Origin of the sequence: Streptomyces silvisoli, from assembly GCF_029269905.1 — a bacterium.
In the GTDB taxonomy this organism is placed as follows: Bacteria; Actinomycetota; Actinomycetes; order Streptomycetales; family Streptomycetaceae; genus Streptantibioticus_A; species Streptantibioticus_A silvisoli_A.
The window spans coordinates 110,821-131,797 of the sequence record NZ_JARJBC010000010.1; the positions used below are offsets into that span (position 1 = coordinate 110,821).

Genomic DNA, 20,977 nt, shown 5'->3' on the forward strand with positions numbered 1-20,977 from the left:
CGTGGCGCGGGTCCCGGGGTTCTGCTGGTGCGGCCTTGCGCGGCCGTCAGGCGGCGGAGCCGCCCTTGCGGCGCCGTACGAGGAACACCGCGCCGCCGCCGAGCACCACCGCGGCGGCACCGGCTCCGGCGATCGCGGGCAGCGCGGACGACGCACCGGTGTGCGCCAGCGTGCCGCCGGTCGCGCTGTCGGTGGACGTCGCCGAGGCGGGCACGACCTCGTTGGCGCTTGCCTTCTGGGCGCTGTCCGGTGCGGTCTTGGGGGCCGGGACCGGGGCCTCGCCGCCGGTCTGCGGCTGAGGCACGGAACCGGTGGTCCGGGTGCCCGGCGCCACGATCTGGATCCGGTAGGCGGCGGCGCTGGCCGCCACGCAGTCGTACTGCTTGTCGAGGTAGAACCCGGCGCCGAGGGTCAGCCCGTTGCCGATCGGGGCGTTCTTCTTGACCTCGATGCGCATCGGCACGTCGAAGTGGGTGCGGGCGGGCAGCATGCCCCAGCCGAAGTAGCCGACGGAGCGACCGGAACCGTCTGTGACGTCCAGCCACTGCTTGGTCTTCGGGTGGTACGCCTGCAACTCCACCTGGCTGGTGGCGAACGCCTGGGCCTGCTTGGCGGCCGGGCCGACGCCCGCGAACAGGTTGATCCGCGTGACGCTGGTCGACGTCGGGTTGTCCACCGACAGCGTGAAGCCGTGCCAGCCGCTGCCCCGGGCGATCCTGCCGGGCAGCCCGCTGATCGCGGTGCGGACGGCGGCCTTGTACCCGGGGTTCCGCACGACGCAGACGCCGGGCGCGCTGGGCGTGGCGGTCGGCGGCACGCTCGGCGTGGTGCCGGTGTGGGCGGCCGGGGTGTTCGGGCTGGGCGCTTCCGCCGACGCGGTGGCGGAGGCGGGCGGCGCGGGGGCGGCCGAGGGGGTGCCCGTGGCGGCGCTGGGGACGGGCGCGGCGGCGTCCGCGGCGAACGCGCTCGGTGCGCTCAGCAGCGCGGCGGGGGCGATGGCTGCGGTCGTGGCGACCGCGGCCAAGGCGCGGCGAAGCTTCATTGAGACCTCTTCTAGGTCAGAAAAAGATGAGAGGCCGTCGCGGTGGTGGGGGGCGGCTCGCGGTGCGGCAGGCGCTGATCGTAAAGCCGTGTGGAGGTTGTGTGGCCGGTGTCTTCACAGCCGCCACAGAGACGCTTCTGTGCGGCGCACGGCTCAAACCATTGAATTCGGGCAGTTGCCCACACCCGCGCTGGTTTTTCGGTGATCAACGTCACAGCGGGTCGCTTGCGGTAGGGTGCATCGCGTACCGCCTCGCGGAGCGTTTCTTCGCCGCTTCGCAGAGCGGTCGGCCCCAAGCGTCCCCAGGACCGACCGCCTGTTTTCAGTCGGGCGACCGGGCTGCTGTCCCCTGCTGACCGGTCACCTGTTAACCAGGGCGAGGTCCCACGACGTGCGACCAGGCACGCCTCATCGCCCCGGTGAATCCACCCAGCTGCGTCTGGGCGGTCTCCACGCGTGGTAATCACTACTCCCGACCGCACCTGGCTGGAACGGACACCGGGTCCAACGAACCGCCACCTGCCTGGTCACGCGCCGTACGGGTGATGTCCGGAAGGCTGCTGGCGCGGCCTTCCGCGGCGTGCCTCCCGGGTGCGCCCGTGTGCGCCGTCCGCGCGCCGCCGCGCCCGCCTTCCTCCCACCGTCACACGCGCCCCTCGGCCTTCGCCCGGCGTCGCGCACGGCTTGTCGCGGGTCGGGGGCGCTTCTGAGAAGAGGGCGGGCGGGGAAACCCCGAAGCGGCCTCAGAGTTGCCCCCTGCACAGGGCGAGGACCGTCATGGCCAAAGCGGTGCCCTGCCTGCCCAGCTCCCCGTTGTAGCGGTTGATGACCTCCATCTCGCGAGACAGGTGCACCCGCCGCCCGCCGGAGGCGATCCGCTCGCGTTGGATCTGCTCCGAGACCGTGACGCGCTCGGCCAGCAGGCCGATGATGCGCTGGTCCAGATCGTCGATCCGCTGCCGCGCGTCGCTGATCAGCGACGCCGCGTCGGCGCTGCCCGCACCGGTGTCCACTGTGCTCGTGCTCATGTCCGTACTACCTCCCGGGTCGCTGCCCCGACGGTTCCGGAACGGTACGGAAACGACAGGCGCCCCGGACCGCTACCGGTCCGGGGCGCCTGTTGGTGTCTGTGGTTCGTTCAGACAGCACGACCATGGCAGCCGGACCAGCCGGTGCCATAGGTAAAGACGAAGTGCGTGCTGCTGAACATGGCGGCCATTATGCACGACCGCCGCCCACCGCGCCCGGGTGGCGAACCCGCAGCGGGAGGCGTTTCTCGTAGCAACGGTAGAATCGGGAATCGATCCCTTGTAGCAACCGCCGGAAGGCCGCCCGTGGCATCAGCTACCCCAGCTCCCGCCGACACCGTCCTGGTCGTCGACTTCGGCGCGCAGTACGCCCAGCTCATCGCCCGACGCGTCCGTGAGGCCCGGGTCTACAGCGAGATCGTGCCGAGCACCATGCCGGTCAGCGAGATGCTCGCCAAGAACCCGAAGGCCATCATCCTCTCCGGCGGACCGTCGTCGGTGTACGAGGAGGGCGCGCCCTCCATCGACCGCGCCCTGTTCGAGGCGGGCGTCCCGGTCTTCGGCATGTGCTACGGCTTCCAGTTGATGGCCACCACGCTCGGCGGCACGGTCGACAACAACGGCCGCCGCGAGTACGGCCGCACCCCGCTGTACGTCAACCGGCACGGCGCCAACTCCACCCTGTTCGAGGGCACGCCCACCGAGCAGTCGGTGTGGATGTCGCACGGTGACGCCTGCTCCGCCGCGCCGGAGGGCTTCACCGTCACCGCCTCCACCGACGGCGTTCCGGTCGCCGCCTTCGAAAACGACGAACGCAGGCTGTACGGGGTCCAGTACCACCCCGAGGTGATGCACTCCACGCACGGCCAGCAGGTGCTGGAGCACTTCCTCTACCGCGGCGCGGGCCTGGAGCCCACCTGGACCACGCACAACGTCGTGGAGGAGCAGATCGCCGCGGTCCGCGAGCAGGTCGGCGACAAGCGGGTGATCTGCGGTCTGTCCGGCGGCGTGGACTCCGCGGTCGCCGCGGCCCTGGTGCAGAAGGCAGTCGGCTCCCAGCTGACCTGTGTCTTCGTCGACCACGGCCTGCTGCGCAAGGGCGAGGCCGAGCAGGTCGAGAAGGACTTCGTGGCCGCCACCGGCGTTGAGCTCAAGGTGGTCGACGCACAGGAGCGGTTCCTCGACGCGCTCGCCGGGAAGACCGACCCGGAGGAGAAGCGGAAGATCATCGGCCGGGAGTTCATCCGGGTCTTCGAACAGGCCGCCTCCGAGATCGTCGCCGAGGCGGGCGCGCACGGCGAGGCCGTGGAGTTCCTGGTCCAGGGCACGCTCTACCCGGACGTCGTGGAGTCCGGCGGCGGCACCGGCACCGCCAACATCAAGTCGCACCACAACGTCGGCGGCCTGCCGGAGGACCTCCAGTTCCGGCTGGTCGAGCCGCTGCGCAAGCTGTTCAAGGACGAGGTGCGCAAGGTCGGCGAGGAGCTCGGCCTGCCGTCCGAGATCGTCTGGCGCCAGCCGTTCCCCGGCCCCGGCCTGGGCATCCGGATCATCGGCGAGGTCACTCGCGACCGCCTCGACCTGCTGCGCGAGGCCGACGCGATCGCCCGTGAGGAGCTGACCGCCGCCGGTCTCGACCGCGAGATCTGGCAGTGCCCGGTCGTCCTGCTGGCCGATGTGCGCTCGGTCGGCGTCCAGGGCGACGGCCGCACCTACGGCCACCCGGTGGTGCTGCGCCCGGTGTCCTCCGAGGACGCGATGACCGCTGACTGGTCGCGGCTGCCGTACGACGTCCTGGGGAAGATCTCCACCCGGATCACCAACGAGGTGCGCGAGATCAACCGCGTGGTGCTGGACGTGACCAGCAAGCCGCCGGGCACCATCGAGTGGGAGTGACCTGACCCCCATTCGAACGCGTCAACGACTCGTGCCGCCGCTCATACGTATGAGTGGCGGCGCTGTCGTTCACGCTCGGTACGCTGTCCGTACGGTGCAGGATCCCGTCCATGGGAGGAACCATGACCGCCGAACCGCTGCCCGCCACCGCCTCGTCGTGGCCTGAACCGCCGCGTGATGGCTACACCGTGGATGACCTGTTCACGCTGCCCGACCTCCCGCCGCACACCGAGTTGATCGACGGGAGCCTGGTCTTCGTGAGCCCGCAGCGGGATTTTCATGCGTTGACGGTTGAGGTCTTGCTCATGGGCCTGCGCCGGACGGCCCCTGAGCACCTGCGGGTGCGGCGGGAGATGACCATCGTGCTGAGCAACCGCACCGCTCCCGAACCCGATGTGCTGGTGCTGAAGGCCGAAGCGGTCACTGGGCGGCGGCAGACCCGATACGAGGCGAAGGACGTCGTGCTCGCGGTCGAGGTCGTCTCACCGGACTCGGAGGAGCGGGACCGGGACACCAAGCCGCACAAGTACGCGCAGGCGGGCATCCCGCACTTCTGGCGGGTGGAGATGACGGGCGAGAAGGACCTCCCGGTGGTCTACGTCTACGAACTGGACGCGGTCACCAGGACCTACGTCGTCACCGGCATCCACCACGACCACCTCAAGGTCGGCGTCCCCTTCACCATCGACATCGACCTCACCGAGATCGACCACCTGTAAGACCCTGGCCATGTGCTGTACCTCGCGGTAACTTCCGCCTCATGAGTGAGAAGACGCCGCCGCAGCCCATACCCACGGACCAACTCCAGTTCGCGCTTCCGCCGACGTTCGACAACGTCGAGGACGAGCGCCGGTACCGCAAGGAGCGGCTCGCCGCCGCGCTCCGGCTCTTCGGGCGGTTCGGGTTCGAAGAGGGCGTCGCGGGACACATCACCGCGCGGGACCCGGAGTTCACCGACCACTTCTGGGTCAACCCGTTCGGGATGTCCTTCAAGCACATCACGGTCAGCGACCTGATCCTGGTCAACCACTCCGGTCAGGTGGTGGAGGGCCGCCACCACGTCAACCAGGCCGCGTTCGCGATCCATTCACAGGTCCACAAGGCGCGCCCGGACGTCATCGCCGCCGCCCACAGCCACTCCACCTACGGGCGGGCGCTGTCCGCGCTCGGTGAGTTGCTGGAGCCGATCACCCAGGACGTCTGCGCGTTCTTCGAGGACCACACCCTGTTCGACGACTACACGGGCGTGGTCGTGGACGAGGAGGAGGGCCGCCGGATCGCGGCGGCGCTCGGCCCGCACAAGGCGGTGATCCTGCGCAACCACGGGCTGTTGACCGTGGGCGACTCGGTGGACGCCGCCGCGTGGTGGTTCATCACCATGGAACGCTCCTGCCAGGTGCAGCTCACCGCGAAGGCGGCGGGCAAGCCGGTGCCGATCTCCTACGAGAACGCGGTGCGCACCCGCGAACAGCTCGGGAACGACCTCGTGGCGTGGATCAACTACCAGCCGCTGTACAACCAGATCACCCGCAGCGAGCCCGACCTGCTCGACTGACGCCGCGCGCCAGGCGCCTCGGGCCCGCACAACGAGTCCGCACCACAAGTCGGCACGGGAATCCCGCGCAGTATTGAGCGGAAGCCGCCCGGCTCCCGTACCTGATGTGGGAACCGACGGAGAGGCGGAGACGCGATGTGTGGTGCGCATGCGACGGCGCTTGAGTCCCACGGGAGATGGCGGGCCGCCGCGGCCCGCCATGCGCTGCTGCCGCTGCGCGTCTTCCTGGGCGTGACGTTCGTCTACGCGGGGCTGGACAAGCTCTCCCATCCCGCCTTCTTCTCCGCCGGCGCCCCGGGCTCGCTGGTCGCCACGTTGCACGCGGTGCGTGACAGCGCGGCGATACCGGCGATGGTGGATCTGGCGTTGAAGAACCCGGACGCGTTCGGCCATGCCATCGCCTTCGGTGAACTCGCCGCCGGGCTGGGCACGTTGTGCGGTCTGCTGGCCCGTCCGGCCGCGCTCGGCGGTGCGTTGATCTCGCTGAGTCTGTGGCTGACGGTGAGCTGGGCGAGCACGCCGTACTACTACGGCAACGATCTGCCGTACCTGATGGCGTGGTTGCCGCTGGTGCTGGCCGGGGCGCCGTACCTGTCGCTGGACGCGCTCATCGCGCGCCGCCGGAAGTCCGCGAGCGGCTCCTGACCGACCGCGTCACCGCCCTTACCAGCCCGGTCAGCACCAGGCCGAGGCCCATCACCGGCAGGGCCATTGTGGGGCGGGGGTGCCAGGATCCGGCCGCTGCCAGCCCGAACCCGCCCGCGATGGCCAGGAAGACCAGGCCCGCCACCAGCGTCGCCGGCTCGAAGCGCCGCTCACGATCCGGTGCCACGCAGCACCACCGCCTCTCCCACGCCGACCTTCAGGTTGAGTGTGATCGTCCCGCCGGACCTGGTGCCCGCGGGCGGTTCCAGCGTCGCCGAACGGTCCATTCCGGGGGGCTGTAGGTCGACCCGGTGTGAGCCGGGCGCCTCGGGCAGTCGCAGGTCGCCGAGGCCGACCTTGGCGTGCACGTTGACCGTCGCGTCTTCCGGCACCCGTACCTCCAGTCGCCCGGCACCGATGTCCACGGTCGTGCTGGCGTTACCGCCCTTGAGGTTGAGGCCCGTGAGGTCCAAGGTCCCCTGGCCCGTGCCGAGTTGGTAGGTGGGCCGCAGCTGCGCGGCGGCCGTAGGTCGCCAGGTCTCCCGGTGCCAGTCGGTGCCCACGGACTTCGGCAGCGAGGCCGCGCCCACCAGCAGCACGGTGCTCAGCGCCGCCCACAGGATGGTGCCGCGTGCCCGGTGCCCCCGGAAGGCGCCGAGCACCAGGCACAGGCCGAACACGCCGAGCGCGCTGACCAGGCCGATCTCCATGACCGTGCCCAGCGGGTGGTGCCGCCAGGACAGCGCCGTACCGGCGCCCGCCGCGAGCACGGCGAGACAGAAGGTCCCCAGGCCGAACCCCGACCGCTCGCGCCGCTGCCGGTACTCGCCGGCGGTCCGGGGTTCCCGCGGCTCCCGGGACTTCGTGAACGGCGCCGACCACTTCTCGTACGGCGCCCCTTCGTCCGAGTCGTCAGGACCCCACAGGTACCCGGTGGACGCGTGGGCCCGGTGCTCCCGCCACCACGACGGGGCGTCGGCGGGCGGCGGCTGCGCGGCCGGGGGCGCGTCGGACACCTGGTTCGTGGCGCTGGCGGTTCCCTCACCGTCCGCCCCGGCCCGGGCCAGCGCCGACCGTCGCTGGGTGGACCAGTAGATCGCCCCGACCACCGCGGCCACCAGGCAGATGGAGAACGCCTGGCTGCTCCCGTTGTCCATGGTGGACAGGAACAGCCCCGAGCCGACGAGCGTGAACAGCAGCGCGGTCAGCGCGCTCCCCTCGATCCGGCCGGAGAGCAGCCGGTGCAGCTCGGTCTCGTCCTCACCGCGCATCGGGATCAGCAGCCACCCGATGCCGTACGCGATCAGACCGACGCCACCGGTCAGGGCGAGCACGGTGAGCACCACCCGGAAGATCACCGGGTCCATGCGGAAGTACTGGCCGAGGCCGCCGCACACACCGCCGACCACCTTCTGGCGGCGGCTGCGGGCCAGCCCCTTGCGCAGCTGTTTGCCCAGCGTGACGCGTTCCTCACCCCGCGGGTCCTCGTCTGTCATGCCTCCTATGGTGCGGGTTGCCCGCGGTCCGCCGGAATCGGTGACTCCCCTGGTCCGACCCTGATTCCTTGCTCAGGGACACCCAGGTCGGGGAAGACCTCGGGGGCAACCCTGATGCCGGACGCCGCCGCGGCATGTGACGATCGGATACATGCCTGCCGTGTCCGCGCCCGCCGGGTCCGCCCGCGCCGACTTCGACGACGATCCGCCGCCCAAGCTGTACCGCAGCTCGGAGGGCCGCATGATCGGTGGTGTGGCGCGTGGGCTGGCAGGTCACCTGGGGTTGCCGACGTCCTGGGTGCGGATCGCCTTCGCCGTGCTGCTGACCATCGGCGGCCTCGGCATTCCGCTGTACGCGGCGTTCTGGTTCGTCGTCCCGCTCGGGGTGGGCGGGGTCGACCAGGCGGCGAGGCAGCCGCTGAACCCGCGCGCCTGGCTGGCGTCCGGCCGCAAGCCCGACCGGGGGCAGATCCTCGCGATGGCCGCGGTGATCGCGGGCTTCGCGGTGCTGGTGAAGAACCTCAACCCGGGCGCCGCCAACCACTACATCTGGCCCGTCGTCCTGATCGGCGCGGGTGTGGCGCTGGTGTGGCGGCAGGCGGACAACGCCCGTCGGGCCCGCTGGGTGGAGATGAGCCGGGGCAAGCGGTTCTGGCCGGTGGCCCGGGGCGCGGCGGGCGTGATCCTGGTGGCCGCCGGCGTCACCGGCTTCCTGGTGGTGCGCAGTTCCGCCCGTGACTTCGGTGCGGTGCTCCAGGCGTCGCTTGCCGTGCTGGTCGGCATCGCGTTGCTCGCCGGGCCGTACGTGGTGCGGATGACCCAGGACCTGTCGACGGAGCGGATGATGCGCATCCGCGCACAGGAGCGCGCCGAGGTCGCGGCGCACGTCCATGACTCCGTGCTGCACACCCTGACCCTTATCCAGCGGCACGCCGACGATCCCCGCGAGGTGGCCCGGCTGGCCCGGGCGCAGGAGCGCGAGCTGCGTGCCTGGTTGTACCGGCCGGAGGGCACCGGCAAGGAGGACGAGCCGACCACGCTGGCCGACGCGGTGCGCCGGACCGCGGCCGAGGTCGAGGACCACCACGGGGTTCCGGTCGAGGTGGTGTGCGTCGGTGACTGCCCGTTGGACGGCAACCTCGGCGCGCTTATGCAGGCCGCGCGTGAGGCGATGGTCAACGCGGCCAAGTACGGTGGCGACGAAGCGGTTCAGGTGTACGCGGAGGTCGAGGACGCCCGGGTCTTCGTCTCGGTACGGGACCGTGGCCCCGGCTTCGACATCGACCAGGTGCCGGACGACCGGATGGGCGTCCGGGAGTCGATCATCGGCCGTATGAAGCGCAACGGCGGCGAGGCCCGGCTGCACGCCGCACCGGGCGGGGGTGCCGAAGTGGAACTGGAAATGGAGAGGTCGGCGGGATGAGCGAACAGACGTCTGCGACGCGGCAGGTACGGGTGGTGCTCGTCGACGACCACAGGATGTTCCGCACCGGTGTGCAGGCCGAGATCGGCGACACCAACCGCACCGGTGTCGACGTGGTCGGCGAGGCCGCCGACGTCGACCAGGCGGTGACGGTGGTGACCGCCACCCGTCCCGACGTCGTGCTGCTGGACGTCCATCTGCCGGGCGGCGGCGGGGTGGAGGTGCTGCGCCGCTGCGCGCCGTTGATGGCCGACGCCGAGCAGCCGGTGCGCTTCCTGGCGCTTTCCGTCTCCGACGCGGCCGAGGACGTCATCGGTGTCATCCGCGGCGGCGCACGCGGCTATGTGACGAAGACGATCACTGGTCCCGACCTGGTCGACTCCATCTTCCGGGTGGCCGACGGCGACGCGGTCTTCTCCCCGAGGCTGGCCGGTTTCGTCCTGGACGCCTTCGCCTCCTCCGACGCCCCACCGGTCGACGAGGACCTGGACCGGCTCACCCAACGCGAGCGCGAGGTACTGCGGTTGATCGCCCGCGGCTACGCGTACAAGGAGATCGCCAAGCAACTGTTCATCTCCGTCAAGACCGTTGAGTCCCACGTCTCGGCGGTGCTGCGCAAGCTGCAGCTCTCCAACCGCCACGAGCTGACCCGCTGGGCCACGGCCCGCAGGCTGGTCTAGGCGGCGCCGGGCCCGGTGCCGAAGGCGGGGAGGGCGTCCCGCCGCCTACCGGGATCTCACCGGCAGCTCGAACCACACCGTCTTGCCGATCCCGTACGGGCGGGGCTGTACGGCCCAGGCGCTCGCAAGGATCGCCACCAGCGTCAGACCCCGGCCCGAGCAGTCCCGGGCCGAGGCCTGACGTGGCCGCGGCCAGTCGTTGTTGGCGTCCGAGACCTCGATGCGCAGGGTGTCCGCCGTGCGTACGCAGCGGACACCGATCTGACGGCCGGGCGGGACCCGGGCGTGGCGGCAGGCGTTCGTCATCAACTCGCTCAGCAGCAGTAGGGCGGTCTGCGCCGTCTCATCCGGAATGGCCCACGAACTCACCTGCTGCCGCAGCCACTTCCGGGCCCGGCCGACGCTGCGGGAGTGGCGCGGGAAGCGCCGTTCGACGTCGTTCACGGCTCATACGGTGCCGCTCCGGAAGGGGGCGTGTGGAGTGACGGTACGGGTACGGAGCGCTGTTGTGCCCGTCGCGTGACAAACGCGACGGCCCGGGGTCGCGACGCCACCGCGTGCCGGTCCCGGGCCGTCGGTTGGTGCCGACGAAGCCGCGTACGGAGCAGGTGTGCTTGGAGTGGTTGGTCACCATGATGAGCGCCGACCCCTCGGTCTCGGGCCGGTCGCCGACGTTCGGCTGGAGCTGGAAGTCGGCCTTCAGGTCTCCCGTGGCGCACTGGGCGACCGTCGGGGTGGCGGCGGTGGCCGTGCCCGCCGTGGTGAGGGTGAGGCAGCTCAGGGCGGCGAGGGCGCCAGTGGTGGCGACGGCTGCGGTGCGGAACATCTCGGTGTTTCCCCTCCTGGTCGGCGCTCCTGGCGGAGCGCTCTGCGGCGGGAGACGGGCAGGGTGGGTTTCTGCTGTTGCGTGTCTAATGCATTTGCTATGTGAATCCTCGTCAAGACTGACTGAAAGAGTCCGGATTGGCGACCTTCCGCCGGTCAGGCCGGCCGGGTGGCTCCGGCGAACGGCATCTCGGAGACCGGGGAGACGCGGACCGGAGCGCCCGGGTGCGGGGCGTGGATCATCTGGCCGTCACCGATGTACAGGCCGACGTGGCTGATGCTGGAGTAGAAGAACACCAGGTCTCCCGGCTGGAGTTGGTCCTGCGAGATCCGCGCGCCGGAGTTGATCTGGCTGTACGTGGTGCGGGGGAGGGAGACTCCGGCGGCGGACCAGGCGGCCTGGGTGAGCCCTGAGCAGTCGTAGGAGTTGGGGCCGGTCGCACCCCACACGTACGGCTTGCCCAGTTGCGCGTGTGCGAAGGATACGGCCTGCGCGGCACGGGAGTTGGGGGCATGGACCGGGAGGGCAACGGGGGCGGGGTGCGCGGCAACGGGGGTGTGGGGGGCCGCGGGCTGGCTCGCCGCTGCCTGGCTCGGGGGGAGTTGGCCGAGCAGCTCGCGGGCGTGGTCCAGCTCCGCTGTCACCGTCTGCCTGTTGGCGGCGAGTTCGTGCTCGGTGGCCTGAAGCGTGGTGAGTTTGCGGGACGCTTGGTCGCGTAGCGCCTGTGCCTGCCGCTCCTGGGTGGTCAGGCCGCCGAGGGTCGCCGCCTGGCTGCGGCCCGCCCGTTGGAGCATGCCCGCCTGCTCCAGGTACTGGTCCGGCCGGGATGAGAGCAGCAGTCGCATGGCCGGGTCGGGGTCGCCGGAGCGGTACTGGGCGGCGGCGACCGTGCCCAGGCGGTCGCGGGACTGGTTGATCTGCTGGGTGCGGTGGGCCAACTGGTCCTGTAGTGCCGCGAGTTCTCCGCGCTCGGCGTCGGCCAGTGTCTTGGCCGCGTCGTACTTCTGGGTGGCCTGTTCGGCCTGCTGGTAGAGCGCGTCCACCTTCGACTTGACCTGCTCAGGTGCGGGCTTGGGGGTCGCGTGCCCGGTGTCGGTCAGGGCGCTGGCCGCGCCCGCTCCCGCGATCACGAATGTGGCGGCGGTGCGGGCGGTGGCTCCGGTGAGGGCGCGCCGCTTGGGTTTTCGGTGCGAGGCCACGGGGGTACTTCTCCGTCTCCGCGATGGCGCGGTCTTCCCCGACTGGTTCGGGGGAGCGCTTCGGTTCTGCTGAGGGACGCTAGACCGGAGGGTTACGCGGATGCGGGGCATGGATCGGGACTGGCGCCAAGCGATCATGTGGTGATCGAACATGATCGTCGCGTTATGCGGGCGACGTGGTTTCGTCGGCGGCGACGACCGAAGCGCGGGTTGGAGCGCACCCGGGTGGGAGTGGGTGCTATGGCCGAGATTAGGCTCACGCCCATGGACGTGCTGATTCATCTCTTCGTCGGCCTGCACATCATCGGCATCGCCGCGCTGCTCGGCGGCTTCCTCACCCAGATGAAGGCGATGGGGCGCGGCGAGGCCCGGATGGTCCCCGCGATGCTGCACGGCGCACTGACGATGCTCGCCACCGGCATCGTGCTGGTGGGCCTCAACGAGGCCCAGCACCAGCAGATCAACACCATCAAGATCGGCGTCAAGCTGGCGCTGCTGGTGGTGATCCTCGGTGTGGTCTACGTCAAGCGGGACGAGGAGACGGTGGAGAAGGGCGCCCTCGCCACGGTCGGCGGCCTCACGATGGCCAACATCTTCATCGCCGTCCTGTGGACGTAGGGCACCCCCTCCGAGGGTGAGCCCTCGGCAGGGCCTTCGGAGACCGAGCCCCCGAAGGCCCTGCCGTCTCGCTACGCGGGGCGCGTCGCCCCGTAGATCGGCATTTCGGTGACGGGCTGGATGTCCACCACGGCCCCCGTGTGCGGAGCCTGGATCATCTGGCCGTTGCCTATGTACATCGCGACATGGCTGATGTCGCTGTAGTAGAAGACCAGGTCCCCGGGCTGGAGGTCCGAGACCGCGACGCGCTGGCCGACGTTCACCTGGTCCCATGTGGTGCGGGGCAGCGTGACCCCCGCGGCGGCCCACGCGGCCTGGGTGAGGCCGGAGCAGTCGTAGGAGTTGGGCCCGGTGGCGCCCCACACGTACGGCTTGCCGAGCTGCGCCTTGGCGAAGGCGATCGCCTTGGCCGCCTTGGCGGCGTAGGAGGATCCGGCGTACGAACCGCCGCCGCCCGACCCCGGCCCCTGCTGCGATCCCTGTGACCGCTGCTTCTGCCGCTGCTCGGCGGCCAGCCGCTCCGCCTCCCGCTGCGCCTGCTCCTCCTTCTGCTTCTGCAGCGCCGCCAGCCGTGCCTTCTGCTGCGCGGTGAGGCTGTTGAGCAGGTCCTGCGCCTGGGTGAGCTTCTTCTGCACCGTCGCCTTGTCGGTCGCCAGCTGCTGCTGCGCGTCGCTGAGCGACTGCAGGCTCCTGGCCGCGGTACCGCGCTGCCTGGCGGCCTGCGCCTGCTGGGTCTCGTAGTCCGCCAGGACCCGCTGCTCCTTGCCGGAGGCCCGGTTCAACAGGTGCGACTGGTCGAAGTACTGCTGCGGATCGGCGGCCAGGAAGAACTGCGCGGTCTTGCCCAGTCCGCCGGTGCGGTACTGCGCTGCGGCGTACTGCCCCAGCGTGCGCCGGGTGGCGTTGAGCTTCTGCGCCCCGCTCGCGACCTGGTCGAGCAGCGCGTCCGCCTTCCTGCGCTGCGCGTCGGTGTTCTCCTGCGCCTGGTTGTACTTCTGGGTGGCGACCTCGGCGTCATGGTTGAGCTGGTCGACCTGCTGCTGCACCGCCTCGATCGACGGCTGCGCGGAGGGCTGCGCCGGCGCGGCGGAGGCGGTCTCGCTCAGCAGGGTGACGGTGGCGAGCGCGGCCGAGGTCAGACCTATGGCCGAGCGGGTACCCGGTGCCGCCAGGGCGAGGCTCAGCGGTTTGCGGGCTTTGCGATGCGACGCCAACGCGGGCGCTCCTTCCGTGGACCGCTTACCGGGTTAGCTGTCGGGTTCGGGCGGTCGGAAGGTTGCCCTACGGCTCGCGCGGGGGCCGCGCGTGCCGATTCACCCCAGGTCGTGCGGATGGGTCCCCGGTTCCGGACGGGCCGGACTCAGCGGAGGCGTACGCCTCGGCATGGTCGCCGAGTTGGGGGACGGACGCCTGGTCGAGCACGCTAGCGAACGTGTGTGGCTGGTGTGAAGCCCGTGGCGTGATTTGTACGCAACCATTCCGTGATCCTGTGTGCGACTGGTCCTCCGAACGGTCCCCGGGGGCGCGTTGACCGGACCGGGCCCGGGCTGTCGGTGCGGACGCCTAGACTCGGTGGACGATGAGCAGCCTCTTCGATGACAGTTTCCTGGCCGACATGGCCGCCGCGGAGCCGGGCGGGGAACACCCTCCGCCGCCGGACGAGCACCCGGCGGAAGACCTTCCGGACGACCTGTTCGGGGGCCGGTACGACACGCCGCCGCACTCCCTGGGCACGCTGCGCGACACGTACTACCGGGACGGCGCGCCGCGGCCCGTGGTCGACGCCTCGGCCCTGCTGGAGGGGCTGAACGAGCAGCAGCGCGCCGCCGTCGTCCACTCCGGCTCACCGCTGCTCATCGTCGCCGGTGCGGGCTCCGGCAAGACCCGCGTACTGACCCACCGCATCGCCCACCTGCTCGCGGCACGCCATGTGCACCCCGGCCAGATCCTCGCGATCACCTTCACCAACAAGGCCGCGGGTGAGATGAAGGAGCGGGTGGAGCAGCTCGTCGGGCCGAGGTCCGCCGCGATGTGGGTGTCCACGTTCCACAGCGCGTGCGTGCGCATCCTGCGCCGCGAGTCCAAGAAGCTCGGTTTCACCTCCAGCTTCTCGATCTACGACGCCGCCGACTCCAAGCGCCTGATGGCGCTGGTCTGCCGCGATCTCGACCTGGACCCCAAGCAGTTCCCGCCGAAGTCGTTCAGTGCCCAGGTCTCCAACCTCAAGAACGAGCTGATCGACGAGGAGACCTTCGCCGCCCGGGCGGAGAACCCGTTCGAGAAGAAGCTCGCCGAGGCGTACGCGCTCTACCAGGCCCGGTTGCGCGAGGCCAACGCGCTGGACTTCGACGACATCATCATGACCACCGTCCACCTGCTCCAGGCGTTCCCGGACGTCAGCGAGCACTACCGGCGCCGCTTCCGGCACGTGCTGGTGGACGAGTACCAGGACACCAACCACGCGCAGTACACGCTGGTGCGCGAACTGGTCGGCACGGCACAGTCGGCTACCGGAACGGACGCCGCCGAGCTGTGCGTCGTCGGTGACGCGGACCAGTCGATCTACGCGTTCCGCGGCGCGACGATCCGCAACATCCTCCAGTTCGAGGAGGACTACCCGACGGCGACCACGATCCTGCTGGAGCAGAACTACCGCTCCACGCAGACCATCCTGTCCGCCGCCAACGCGGTCATCGAACGCAACACCAGCCGCCGTCCGAAGAACCTGTGGACCGAGGCGGGCGCCGGGCCGGTGATCACCGGCTATGTCGCCGACACCGAGCATGACGAGGCGCAGTACGTCGCCGAGGAGATCGACCGCCTCAGTGACGCGGGCGATGCCAAACCCTCCGATGTGGCGGTCTTCTACCGGACCAACGCCCAGTCCCGGGTCTTCGAAGAGATCTTCATCCGGGTCGGCCTGCCGTACAAGGTCGTCGGCGGTGTGCGCTTCTACGAGCGCAAGGAGGTCCGGGACGTACTGGCCTACCTACGCGTTCTGGCCAATCCGGAAGACAGCGTTCCGCTGCGCCGCATCCTCAACGTGCCCAAGCGCGGCATCGGCGAGCGCGCGGAGGCGATGATCGACGCGCTGGCGCTGCGCGAGAAGATCACCTTCCCCCAGGCACTGCGCCGGGTGGACGAGGCGTACGGCATGGCGGCCCGCTCCGCCAACGCGGTCCGGCGGTTCAACGAGCTGATGGAGGAGCTGCGGACCATCGTCGAGTCGGGTGCCGGACCGGCGACCGTGCTCGAAGCCGTACTGGAACAGACCGGCTACCTCGCCGAGTTGCAGGCGTCCACCGATCCACAGGACGAGACCCGGATCGAGAACCTCCAGGAACTCGCCGCGGTGGCCCTGGAGTTCGAGCAGGAGCAGCCGGAGGGTGTGCTCTCGGACTTCCTTGAGCAGGTAGCGCTGGTCGCCGACTCCGACCAGATCCCGGACGAGGAGGACGGCAGCGGTGTCATCACGCTGATGACGCTGCACACCGCCAAGGGCCTTGAGTTCCCGGTGGTGTTCCTGACCGGCATGGAGGACGGCGTCTTCCCGCACATGCGCGCGCTCGGCCAGACCAAGGAACTGGAGGAGGAGCGCCGACTGGCCTACGTCGGCATCACCCGCGCCCGCGAGCGGCTGTACCTCACGCGCTCCGCGATGCGCAGCGCCTGGGGCCAGCCGTCGTACAACCCGCCGTCGCGGTTCCTTGAGGAGATTCCGGACAAGCTCATCGAGTGGAAGCGCACCGGCGGTTCGGCGCCTTCGGTGTCGGCCGCGTCCGCCGCGATGTCGTCCGGGCGCACCGGCAAGGCGGGGCCGTCCGGGTTCGCCACCCGGCGGGCGAAGGAGCGGGAGGTCGTCTCGCTGGCGGTCGGCGACCGGGTCACCCATGACTCGTTCGGGCTCGGCACGGTGGTCGCGGTCAAGGGCAGCGGCGACAACGCCGAGGCGACGGTCGACTTCGGGGACGAGAAGCCGAAGCGGCTTCTGCTGCGGTACGCGCCGGTCGAGAAGCTCTAGGAACGATCAGGGGCTTCGGCCCCCGCCCCTGGACCCGCCTCGTTCAGCGCGGGTCCAGGCCGTGGGAGGTCAACCACGGTAGGGGGTCGACCGGTTCGCCGCCGTGAGGGCGGACCTCGAAGTGCAGATGGGGGCCGGTGGTGTTGCCGGTGTTGCCGGAGTAGGCGATCACCGTGCCCGCCTGGACGGCCCCGCTGCGGACCTTGGTGCTGCTCAGATGGCAGTACCAGGTCTCGGTGCCGTCGGGAGCGGTGACTATGGCCATGTTGCCGTAGGACGGATTCCACTTGGTGCGGACCGTGCCGTCCGTGGCCGCCACGACGGGGGTGCCCTCGCTCACCGGGAAGTCGATACCGGTGTGCACCGACATCCAGTTGACGCCCGCCTGGCCGAAGTAGGCGCTCAATCCCCGCTGGGCGACCGGCAGTACGAACTTCGGCCGCATCGCTTCCTTACGGGCCGCCTCGGCCGCCTTCCGTTTGGCCTCCTCGGCCTGCCGGTTCCTGAGGTCGAGGCGCTGCTGGGCGCGGCTGGCCCGGTCGGTGAAGTCGTCGGCACCGTGGCTGACATCGGACAGCTGCTGGTCGAGTTTGGTGGCCGGGGCCTGGGTTGGGGTGGCCTCGGCCTGGGGCGGCGCGCCGTCGTGGTGTCCGGCGGCGACGCTGCTCACCGCGGCGGCGGTGACCCCCATGACGGCCATCGACGGCACGCCGACGGTGAGCATCGCGGACCGCCGGGAGCGTCTGACGGCGCGCCGCCGGCGTCCCGGCCCGCCCGACTGCCTTACGGCGGGCTCGGGTTGGGGCGCCGGGGGAGGGAGTTCGTCCTGCGCCGGTTCGGCGGGTTCCGTTGTTACCGCCGTATAGTCATCGATTTCCTGGGGGTCGAGGACGTAGCTGCCGGTCTCATACGTCCCCGTGTCGTATGTGTGGAATACCGGGTAGCCGCCGGTGTCATGGACCTCGTGAAAGCCCTGCGCGGTACAGGGGTCATATGCGCTGCCCGGGGCGTATGCGACGGCCGTGCTGTCGAAGTGCGCATACGTGCCGGTCTCGTACGCCCCGGTGGAATAACCGTCGTAGCCGTACGTGCCGTACTCGTCCACCGCCAACTTCGCTTTCGCCTCGGCATCGGAAGAATCAGCGGCGACTGTATCCCGCACTACCGGACGGCGACAATCTACGCGCCGATTCGGGCATGCGCGCGAAGAACATCCGAGCGTCCGGCGTCATGCGGCGTCCATGGCTCCGTCGGATTCCTCCTCGGTGCTCAGTGTCTGCCGAATCGCCGCGACGACCGCGCTGTTGACCGGGAACGTCAGATGTCCGATGCCCGGCGCCAGGACGTTGCGGGCGGTCAGGTCGGGATGGTCGAGCCGGGCGGTTTCGGCGGGCACCATGAATTCGTCGAGTTCGCTCCAGAAAGCGACGAAGCGGGTGCGGCAGCCGATCGCCGGTTTCCCGAGTTCGCGCAGCAGTTCGGAATTCGGCCGCATTTGCCGAATGAGCGGGTGCGGGCTGGCGAACGGTATGACACGGGTACCGGAGTGCGGTGTGCCGAGGGTGATGAGCGTGCGCACCCGGGCGTCGCCGCCCAGCCGTTGCACGTAATAGCGGGCGACCAGGCCGCCCAGGCTGTGTCCGACGATGTCGATCCGCTGGTGACCGGTGAGTTCGCACAGCCGCTCCACCTGCTGTCCCAATAACGCCGCCGCGTCGCGCACATCGCCGGTCAACGGCGAGTAGTTGAGCGCCTGCACGGTCGTCCAGCCGTGCCGCCGCAGGCTGCGGGAGAGCAGGGCGAAGACCGACCGGTTGTCCACGAAGCCGTGCAGCAGCAGCACCGGCGGCGGCCCGCTCGGCGCGGCCGGAATCCGGCGCCCGGCGAGCGCGTCGTCCGCAGCGGCCCGCACGTCGGCGGCGCGCTCCTGAAGGACACCGGTGGGGTAGAGGAGGAGGTGCCCGGTGAGCACCGCCAGCTCCACGCTGGTGGCCCGGAGCAGTGCGAGCGAGCGCATCAGTCCGCGCCAGCCCACGTCCGTCAAGGACAGATCAACCATGGCCCGACCTCCCCCTTTTCGGCGCAGGGAAGACAGGCCTGGCCCCCCGCGGCCCTTGTGGGTCGCCGGGTGGTGCCCGTGGCCCGCCCGCACCGACGGTGTCGGCGGGCAAAGCCGTACCGCCGCGCCGTGCGGCTGACGGCGCGGGGGTACGGCGACCTGGCTGCGGCTCCCCAGGTAGACGAGCGGCCCGCCTGCCACCACCCGGTCGCTACGGGTGGCGCGCTACGACGAGGCGCTACAAACGACGAGGGCGCAGATGCGGGCCGATCGCTGTGCGAACGTGTCCCACGTGTGATTTCCCCCTCCCTGCGCACCGTGAAACTGCCGTGTGCGCAATGCTGGAGATAACGTTCGTTCACGCTGGAGCCGAATGGCGCTCGATGGCAGCGATGGCATGGCATGGAGGCAGTGATGGGTGTGTCCGGTCCGATCCGCGTGGTGGTGGCCAAGCCGGGTCTCGACGGCCACGACCGGGGGGCCAAGGTCATCGCGCGAGCGCTGCGCGACGCGGGCATGGAGGTCATCTACACCGGTCTGCACCAGACCCCGGAGCAGATCGTGGACACCGCGATCCAGGAGGACGCCGACGCGATCGGCCTGTCCATCCTCTCCGGCGCGCACATGACCTTGTTCGCCAAGGTGATCGAGCTGCTGCGGGACCGGGACGCGAGCGACATCAAGGTGTTCGGCGGAGGGATCATCCCCGAGGCGGACATCCCTCCGCTCAAGGAGCTGGGCGTCGCGGCGATCTTCACTCCGGGCACGCCGACCGGCGACGTGGTGACCTGGGTGCGGGAGAACGTACGGCAGCCCGCCCAGGCCTGAACGACATCCCCGGCCCGAGCGGTCGGGGTGGACTACCCCGCCAGCTCCGCCAGCATGGCCGCGCGTAGCCGCAGCGTGCTGACCAGCCGCTGGAACGCCTCCGACCAGTACGCCCCGGCGCCCGGAGAGGCGTTGGAGCCGTCCTCCGGGGTCGCGGTGAGCGGGTCCAGGCGGTCCGCGAGCGCCGGGTCGAGACAGCGTTCCGCGAGGCCCATCACGCCGCTGAAGCTCCACGGGTAGCTGCCCGCCTCGCGGGCGATGTCCAGCGCGTCGACCACCGCCCGGCCCAGCGGCTCGGCCCACGGCACCGCGCACGCGCCCAGCAGCTGGAACGCCTCCGACAGACCGTGCCCGGCGACGAACTCGGCCACCCACACGGCCCGTTCGTCCTCCGGCAGCACGGACAGCAGCTTCGCCGGATCCCCGACGGCCACCACCGCACCCGCCGGTACCGGCGGCGGCCCGAGCAACGCCCTGGCCCACTCGGCGTCCCGCTGCCGCACCGCCGCGCGGCACCACGCCGCGTGCAGGTCCGGCTGCCAGTCGTCGGCCACCTCCAGCGCCACGATCTGCTCCGGCGTGCGGCCCCCGAACCGGGCGGGCCATATCCCCAGCGGTGCGCCTTCCACCAACTGGCCCAGCCACCAGGACCGTTCACCACGCCCCGGCGGCGGACCGGCGGTCACCCCGTCCCGTTCCATCGCCGGATCGCAGGCGTGCGGCGCCTCGACCACGATGCGCGGACCGACCCCCGTACGGTCCAACGCGACACAGGCCAGGGCCCGTTCGGCCATGCGGTGGGAGAGCGCGGAGCCGGGCAGCGCGGACAGCAATTCGGCGGCGGTGGCGCGGACGTTGCGGCTGCGGTCGGTGAGCGCCTGCTCCAGGAACGGCTCGTCGTCAGGGCCGAGACCGCCGCGCAGCGCGTCCAGGAACAGCAGCCGGTCCTCGGCCCGCTCCTGCGCCCAGGTGCCGCTCAGCAGCGCCAGTCCGGCGGCCGGATCCCGCTCCCGTACACCGGTGAGCAGCGCGACGCGTTCGGCGAACAGGCCCTCCGCCCACAGCCGCCGGGCCGCCCGAGGATCGGCGGCGGCGTCTCCGGCCGCACCGCGGTTGCCCGCGCGCAGGGCGAACCTCCACTCCGGGTTCAGCTCGGCGAGCCACACAGCGCGCGGACCGGCCAGGGCCAGTGCGTCGGGCCGCAGATCGGTGCGCGCCCGGGCGGCGTCCAGCAGATCCGGCAGCACCGCGTCCGGGGCGCGGTAGCCGTGCCGTCCGGCCGCCGCCAGCCACTGCGGCAGCAGTTCGGCGAGGCTCGGTGCCGCGCCGCGCCGTCCGCCTCCCGAACCGCCCTGAAGCGTACGGTCGTTGAGCAGGTCGCGGAGCCTGGCCCGGGCGGCCGGCGGGGGCAGCGGACGCGGATCGTCCGGAGCCGGTGCGGGATGTGGTGCGCTACGGGCCGGGCGCAGTCCGGCGCGGCGGCGCACCGTGGCGACGGCCGCCGCGTCCAGCAGCGCGGCCGCCGGGTCGGGGTGCTCGTCGCCGGTCTCGATGGGCGGTCTGCGCCGGGCGGTGCCCAGCAGTGCGGCGGACACCAGCTCCTCCCAGGCCGGTGCCGCGCGCTCGGTGATGCTCATGGTTCCCCTCCCGTTCGTTGCCGC

Annotated in this window: 18 protein-coding genes, 1 pseudogene and 1 riboswitch; of the genes and pseudogenes, 9 read left to right on the forward strand and 10 right to left on the reverse strand. The window is 70.8% G+C overall.

What is annotated here, in order from left to right; all coding sequences use genetic code 11:
* Nucleotides 1-46 precede the first annotated feature (46 nt).
* Nucleotides 47-1,042, reverse strand: coding sequence for an LAETG motif-containing sortase-dependent surface protein (locus tag P3G67_RS17910; protein WP_276094342.1), 996 nt, complete (start codon nucleotides 1,040-1,042; stop codon nucleotides 47-49).
* Between the two features lie 743 nt (nucleotides 1,043-1,785).
* A complete protein-coding gene (locus P3G67_RS17915; RefSeq protein ID WP_276094343.1) occupies nucleotides 1,786-2,070 on the reverse strand; it encodes a chorismate mutase in 285 nt (94 codons plus the stop codon).
* Between the two features lie 306 nt (nucleotides 2,071-2,376).
* Here P3G67_RS17915 and guaA point away from each other — a divergent pair, with 306 nt between their 5' ends.
* The 4 genes from guaA to P3G67_RS17935 all read left to right on the forward strand — a co-directional run bounded on the left by guaA (nucleotide 2,377) and on the right by P3G67_RS17935 (nucleotide 6,166).
* The gene (gene guaA / locus P3G67_RS17920) at nucleotides 2,377-3,966 is read left to right on the forward strand and encodes a glutamine-hydrolyzing GMP synthase (RefSeq protein WP_276094344.1); all 1,590 of its coding nucleotides are present in this window, start codon (nucleotides 2,377-2,379) and stop codon (nucleotides 3,964-3,966) included.
* A gap of 122 nt (nucleotides 3,967-4,088) precedes the next feature.
* Entirely contained in the window at nucleotides 4,089-4,685 is a 597-nt protein-coding gene (locus tag P3G67_RS17925) for a Uma2 family endonuclease (protein ID WP_276094439.1), read from the forward strand.
* A 41-nt stretch (nucleotides 4,686-4,726) separates the two neighbouring features.
* On the forward strand, nucleotides 4,727-5,521 hold the full coding sequence (locus P3G67_RS17930; protein ID WP_276094345.1) for a class II aldolase/adducin family protein: 795 nt from the start codon (nucleotides 4,727-4,729) through the stop codon (nucleotides 5,519-5,521).
* A gap of 135 nt (nucleotides 5,522-5,656) precedes the next feature.
* Entirely contained in the window at nucleotides 5,657-6,166 is a 510-nt protein-coding gene (locus P3G67_RS17935; RefSeq protein ID WP_269853674.1) for a DoxX family protein, read from the forward strand.
* Here the strand turns inward: P3G67_RS17935 and P3G67_RS17940 are convergent.
* Together P3G67_RS17940 and P3G67_RS17945 are read right to left on the reverse strand one after the other, a co-directional pair.
* Nucleotides 6,129-6,353 (reverse strand): hypothetical protein, encoded by a 225-nt coding sequence (locus P3G67_RS17940; protein WP_269853673.1) that lies wholly within the window; start codon nucleotides 6,351-6,353, stop codon nucleotides 6,129-6,131. The genes P3G67_RS17935 and P3G67_RS17940 overlap by 38 nt on opposite strands.
* The gene (locus P3G67_RS17945) at nucleotides 6,337-7,662 is read right to left on the reverse strand and encodes a PspC domain-containing protein (RefSeq protein WP_276094346.1); all 1,326 of its coding nucleotides are present in this window, start codon (nucleotides 7,660-7,662) and stop codon (nucleotides 6,337-6,339) included. The genes P3G67_RS17940 and P3G67_RS17945 overlap by 17 nt, the downstream gene beginning before the upstream one ends.
* Before the next feature lie 151 nt (nucleotides 7,663-7,813).
* On the opposite strand from P3G67_RS17945, the gene P3G67_RS17950 reads away from it, so the two are divergent.
* Both P3G67_RS17950 and P3G67_RS17955 read left to right on the forward strand, forming a co-directional pair.
* Complete coding sequence (locus tag P3G67_RS17950) at nucleotides 7,814-9,085, forward strand: ATP-binding protein (RefSeq protein ID WP_276094347.1); 1,272 nt, start codon at nucleotides 7,814-7,816, stop codon at nucleotides 9,083-9,085.
* Nucleotides 9,082-9,765, forward strand: a complete 684-nt coding sequence (locus tag P3G67_RS17955; protein ID WP_276094348.1) for a LuxR C-terminal-related transcriptional regulator — start codon at nucleotides 9,082-9,084, stop codon at nucleotides 9,763-9,765. Before P3G67_RS17950 ends, P3G67_RS17955 begins: the two co-directional genes overlap by 4 nt.
* 45 nt (nucleotides 9,766-9,810) lie before the next feature.
* Here P3G67_RS17955 and P3G67_RS17960 read toward each other — a convergent pair whose 3' ends face one another.
* Both P3G67_RS17960 and P3G67_RS17965 read right to left on the reverse strand, forming a co-directional pair.
* A complete protein-coding gene (locus P3G67_RS17960) occupies nucleotides 9,811-10,209 on the reverse strand; it encodes an ATP-binding protein (protein ID WP_276094349.1) in 399 nt (132 codons plus the stop codon).
* 537 nt (nucleotides 10,210-10,746) lie between these two features.
* A complete protein-coding gene (locus P3G67_RS17965) occupies nucleotides 10,747-11,790 on the reverse strand; it encodes a C40 family peptidase (RefSeq protein WP_276094350.1) in 1,044 nt (347 codons plus the stop codon).
* 264 nt (nucleotides 11,791-12,054) lie between these two features.
* Between P3G67_RS17965 and P3G67_RS17970 the strand changes: the two genes are divergently transcribed.
* Nucleotides 12,055-12,408 (forward strand): hypothetical protein, encoded by a 354-nt coding sequence (locus tag P3G67_RS17970; RefSeq protein ID WP_276094351.1) that lies wholly within the window; start codon nucleotides 12,055-12,057, stop codon nucleotides 12,406-12,408.
* Between the two features lie 71 nt (nucleotides 12,409-12,479).
* Here P3G67_RS17970 and P3G67_RS17975 read toward each other — a convergent pair whose 3' ends face one another.
* The gene (locus P3G67_RS17975) at nucleotides 12,480-13,622 is read right to left on the reverse strand and encodes a C40 family peptidase (RefSeq protein ID WP_276094352.1); all 1,143 of its coding nucleotides are present in this window, start codon (nucleotides 13,620-13,622) and stop codon (nucleotides 12,480-12,482) included.
* 7 nt (nucleotides 13,623-13,629) lie between these two features.
* Nucleotides 13,630-13,784, reverse strand: a riboswitch (cyclic di-AMP (ydaO/yuaA leader).
* 203 nt (nucleotides 13,785-13,987) lie between these two features.
* Between P3G67_RS17975 and pcrA the strand changes: the two genes are divergently transcribed.
* Complete coding sequence (gene pcrA / locus P3G67_RS17980; protein WP_276094353.1) at nucleotides 13,988-16,429, forward strand: DNA helicase PcrA; 2,442 nt, start codon at nucleotides 13,988-13,990, stop codon at nucleotides 16,427-16,429.
* A gap of 43 nt (nucleotides 16,430-16,472) precedes the next feature.
* Here pcrA and P3G67_RS36050 read toward each other — a convergent pair.
* Both P3G67_RS36050 and P3G67_RS17990 read right to left on the reverse strand, forming a co-directional pair.
* Nucleotides 16,473-17,192 (reverse strand): annotated as a pseudogene (locus P3G67_RS36050) (M23 family metallopeptidase); the annotation flags it as partial.
* 465 nt (nucleotides 17,193-17,657) lie between these two features.
* Nucleotides 17,658-18,488, reverse strand: coding sequence for an esterase/lipase family protein (locus tag P3G67_RS17990; protein WP_276094354.1), 831 nt, complete (start codon nucleotides 18,486-18,488; stop codon nucleotides 17,658-17,660).
* Nucleotides 18,489-18,902: 414 nt separating this feature from the next.
* Between P3G67_RS17990 and P3G67_RS17995 the strand changes: the two genes are divergently transcribed.
* Nucleotides 18,903-19,316, forward strand: coding sequence for a cobalamin B12-binding domain-containing protein (locus P3G67_RS17995; RefSeq protein WP_269853662.1), 414 nt, complete (start codon nucleotides 18,903-18,905; stop codon nucleotides 19,314-19,316).
* 32 nt (nucleotides 19,317-19,348) lie between these two features.
* On the opposite strand, the gene P3G67_RS18000 is transcribed toward P3G67_RS17995, so the two are convergent.
* Nucleotides 19,349-20,953 (reverse strand): DUF5691 domain-containing protein, encoded by a 1,605-nt coding sequence (locus P3G67_RS18000; RefSeq protein WP_276094355.1) that lies wholly within the window; start codon nucleotides 20,951-20,953, stop codon nucleotides 19,349-19,351.
* Between the last annotated feature and the right edge of the window lie 24 nt (nucleotides 20,954-20,977).

Coding starts and splice junctions, on each gene's coding strand:
- P3G67_RS17910 (WP_276094342.1), bottom strand. CDS start 1,042: ATGAAGCTTCGCCGCGCCTTGGCCGCGGTCGCCACGACCGCAGCCATC.
- P3G67_RS17915 (WP_276094343.1), bottom strand. CDS start 2,070: ATGAGCACGAGCACAGTGGACACCGGTGCGGGCAGCGCCGACGCGGCG.
- P3G67_RS17925 (WP_276094439.1), top strand. CDS start 4,089: ATGACCGCCGAACCGCTGCCCGCCACCGCCTCGTCGTGGCCTGAACCG.
- P3G67_RS17930 (WP_276094345.1), top strand. CDS start 4,727: ATGAGTGAGAAGACGCCGCCGCAGCCCATACCCACGGACCAACTCCAG.
- P3G67_RS17935 (WP_269853674.1), top strand. CDS start 5,657: ATGTGTGGTGCGCATGCGACGGCGCTTGAGTCCCACGGGAGATGGCGG.
- P3G67_RS17945 (WP_276094346.1), bottom strand. CDS start 7,662: ATGACAGACGAGGACCCGCGGGGTGAGGAACGCGTCACGCTGGGCAAA.
- P3G67_RS17950 (WP_276094347.1), top strand. CDS start 7,814: ATGCCTGCCGTGTCCGCGCCCGCCGGGTCCGCCCGCGCCGACTTCGAC.
- P3G67_RS17955 (WP_276094348.1), top strand. CDS start 9,082: ATGAGCGAACAGACGTCTGCGACGCGGCAGGTACGGGTGGTGCTCGTC.
- P3G67_RS17970 (WP_276094351.1), top strand. CDS start 12,055: ATGGACGTGCTGATTCATCTCTTCGTCGGCCTGCACATCATCGGCATC.
- pcrA (WP_276094353.1), top strand. CDS start 13,988: ATGAGCAGCCTCTTCGATGACAGTTTCCTGGCCGACATGGCCGCCGCG.
- P3G67_RS17990 (WP_276094354.1), bottom strand. CDS start 18,488: ATGGTTGATCTGTCCTTGACGGACGTGGGCTGGCGCGGACTGATGCGC.
- P3G67_RS17995 (WP_269853662.1), top strand. CDS start 18,903: ATGGGTGTGTCCGGTCCGATCCGCGTGGTGGTGGCCAAGCCGGGTCTC.
- P3G67_RS18000 (WP_276094355.1), bottom strand. CDS start 20,953: ATGAGCATCACCGAGCGCGCGGCACCGGCCTGGGAGGAGCTGGTGTCC.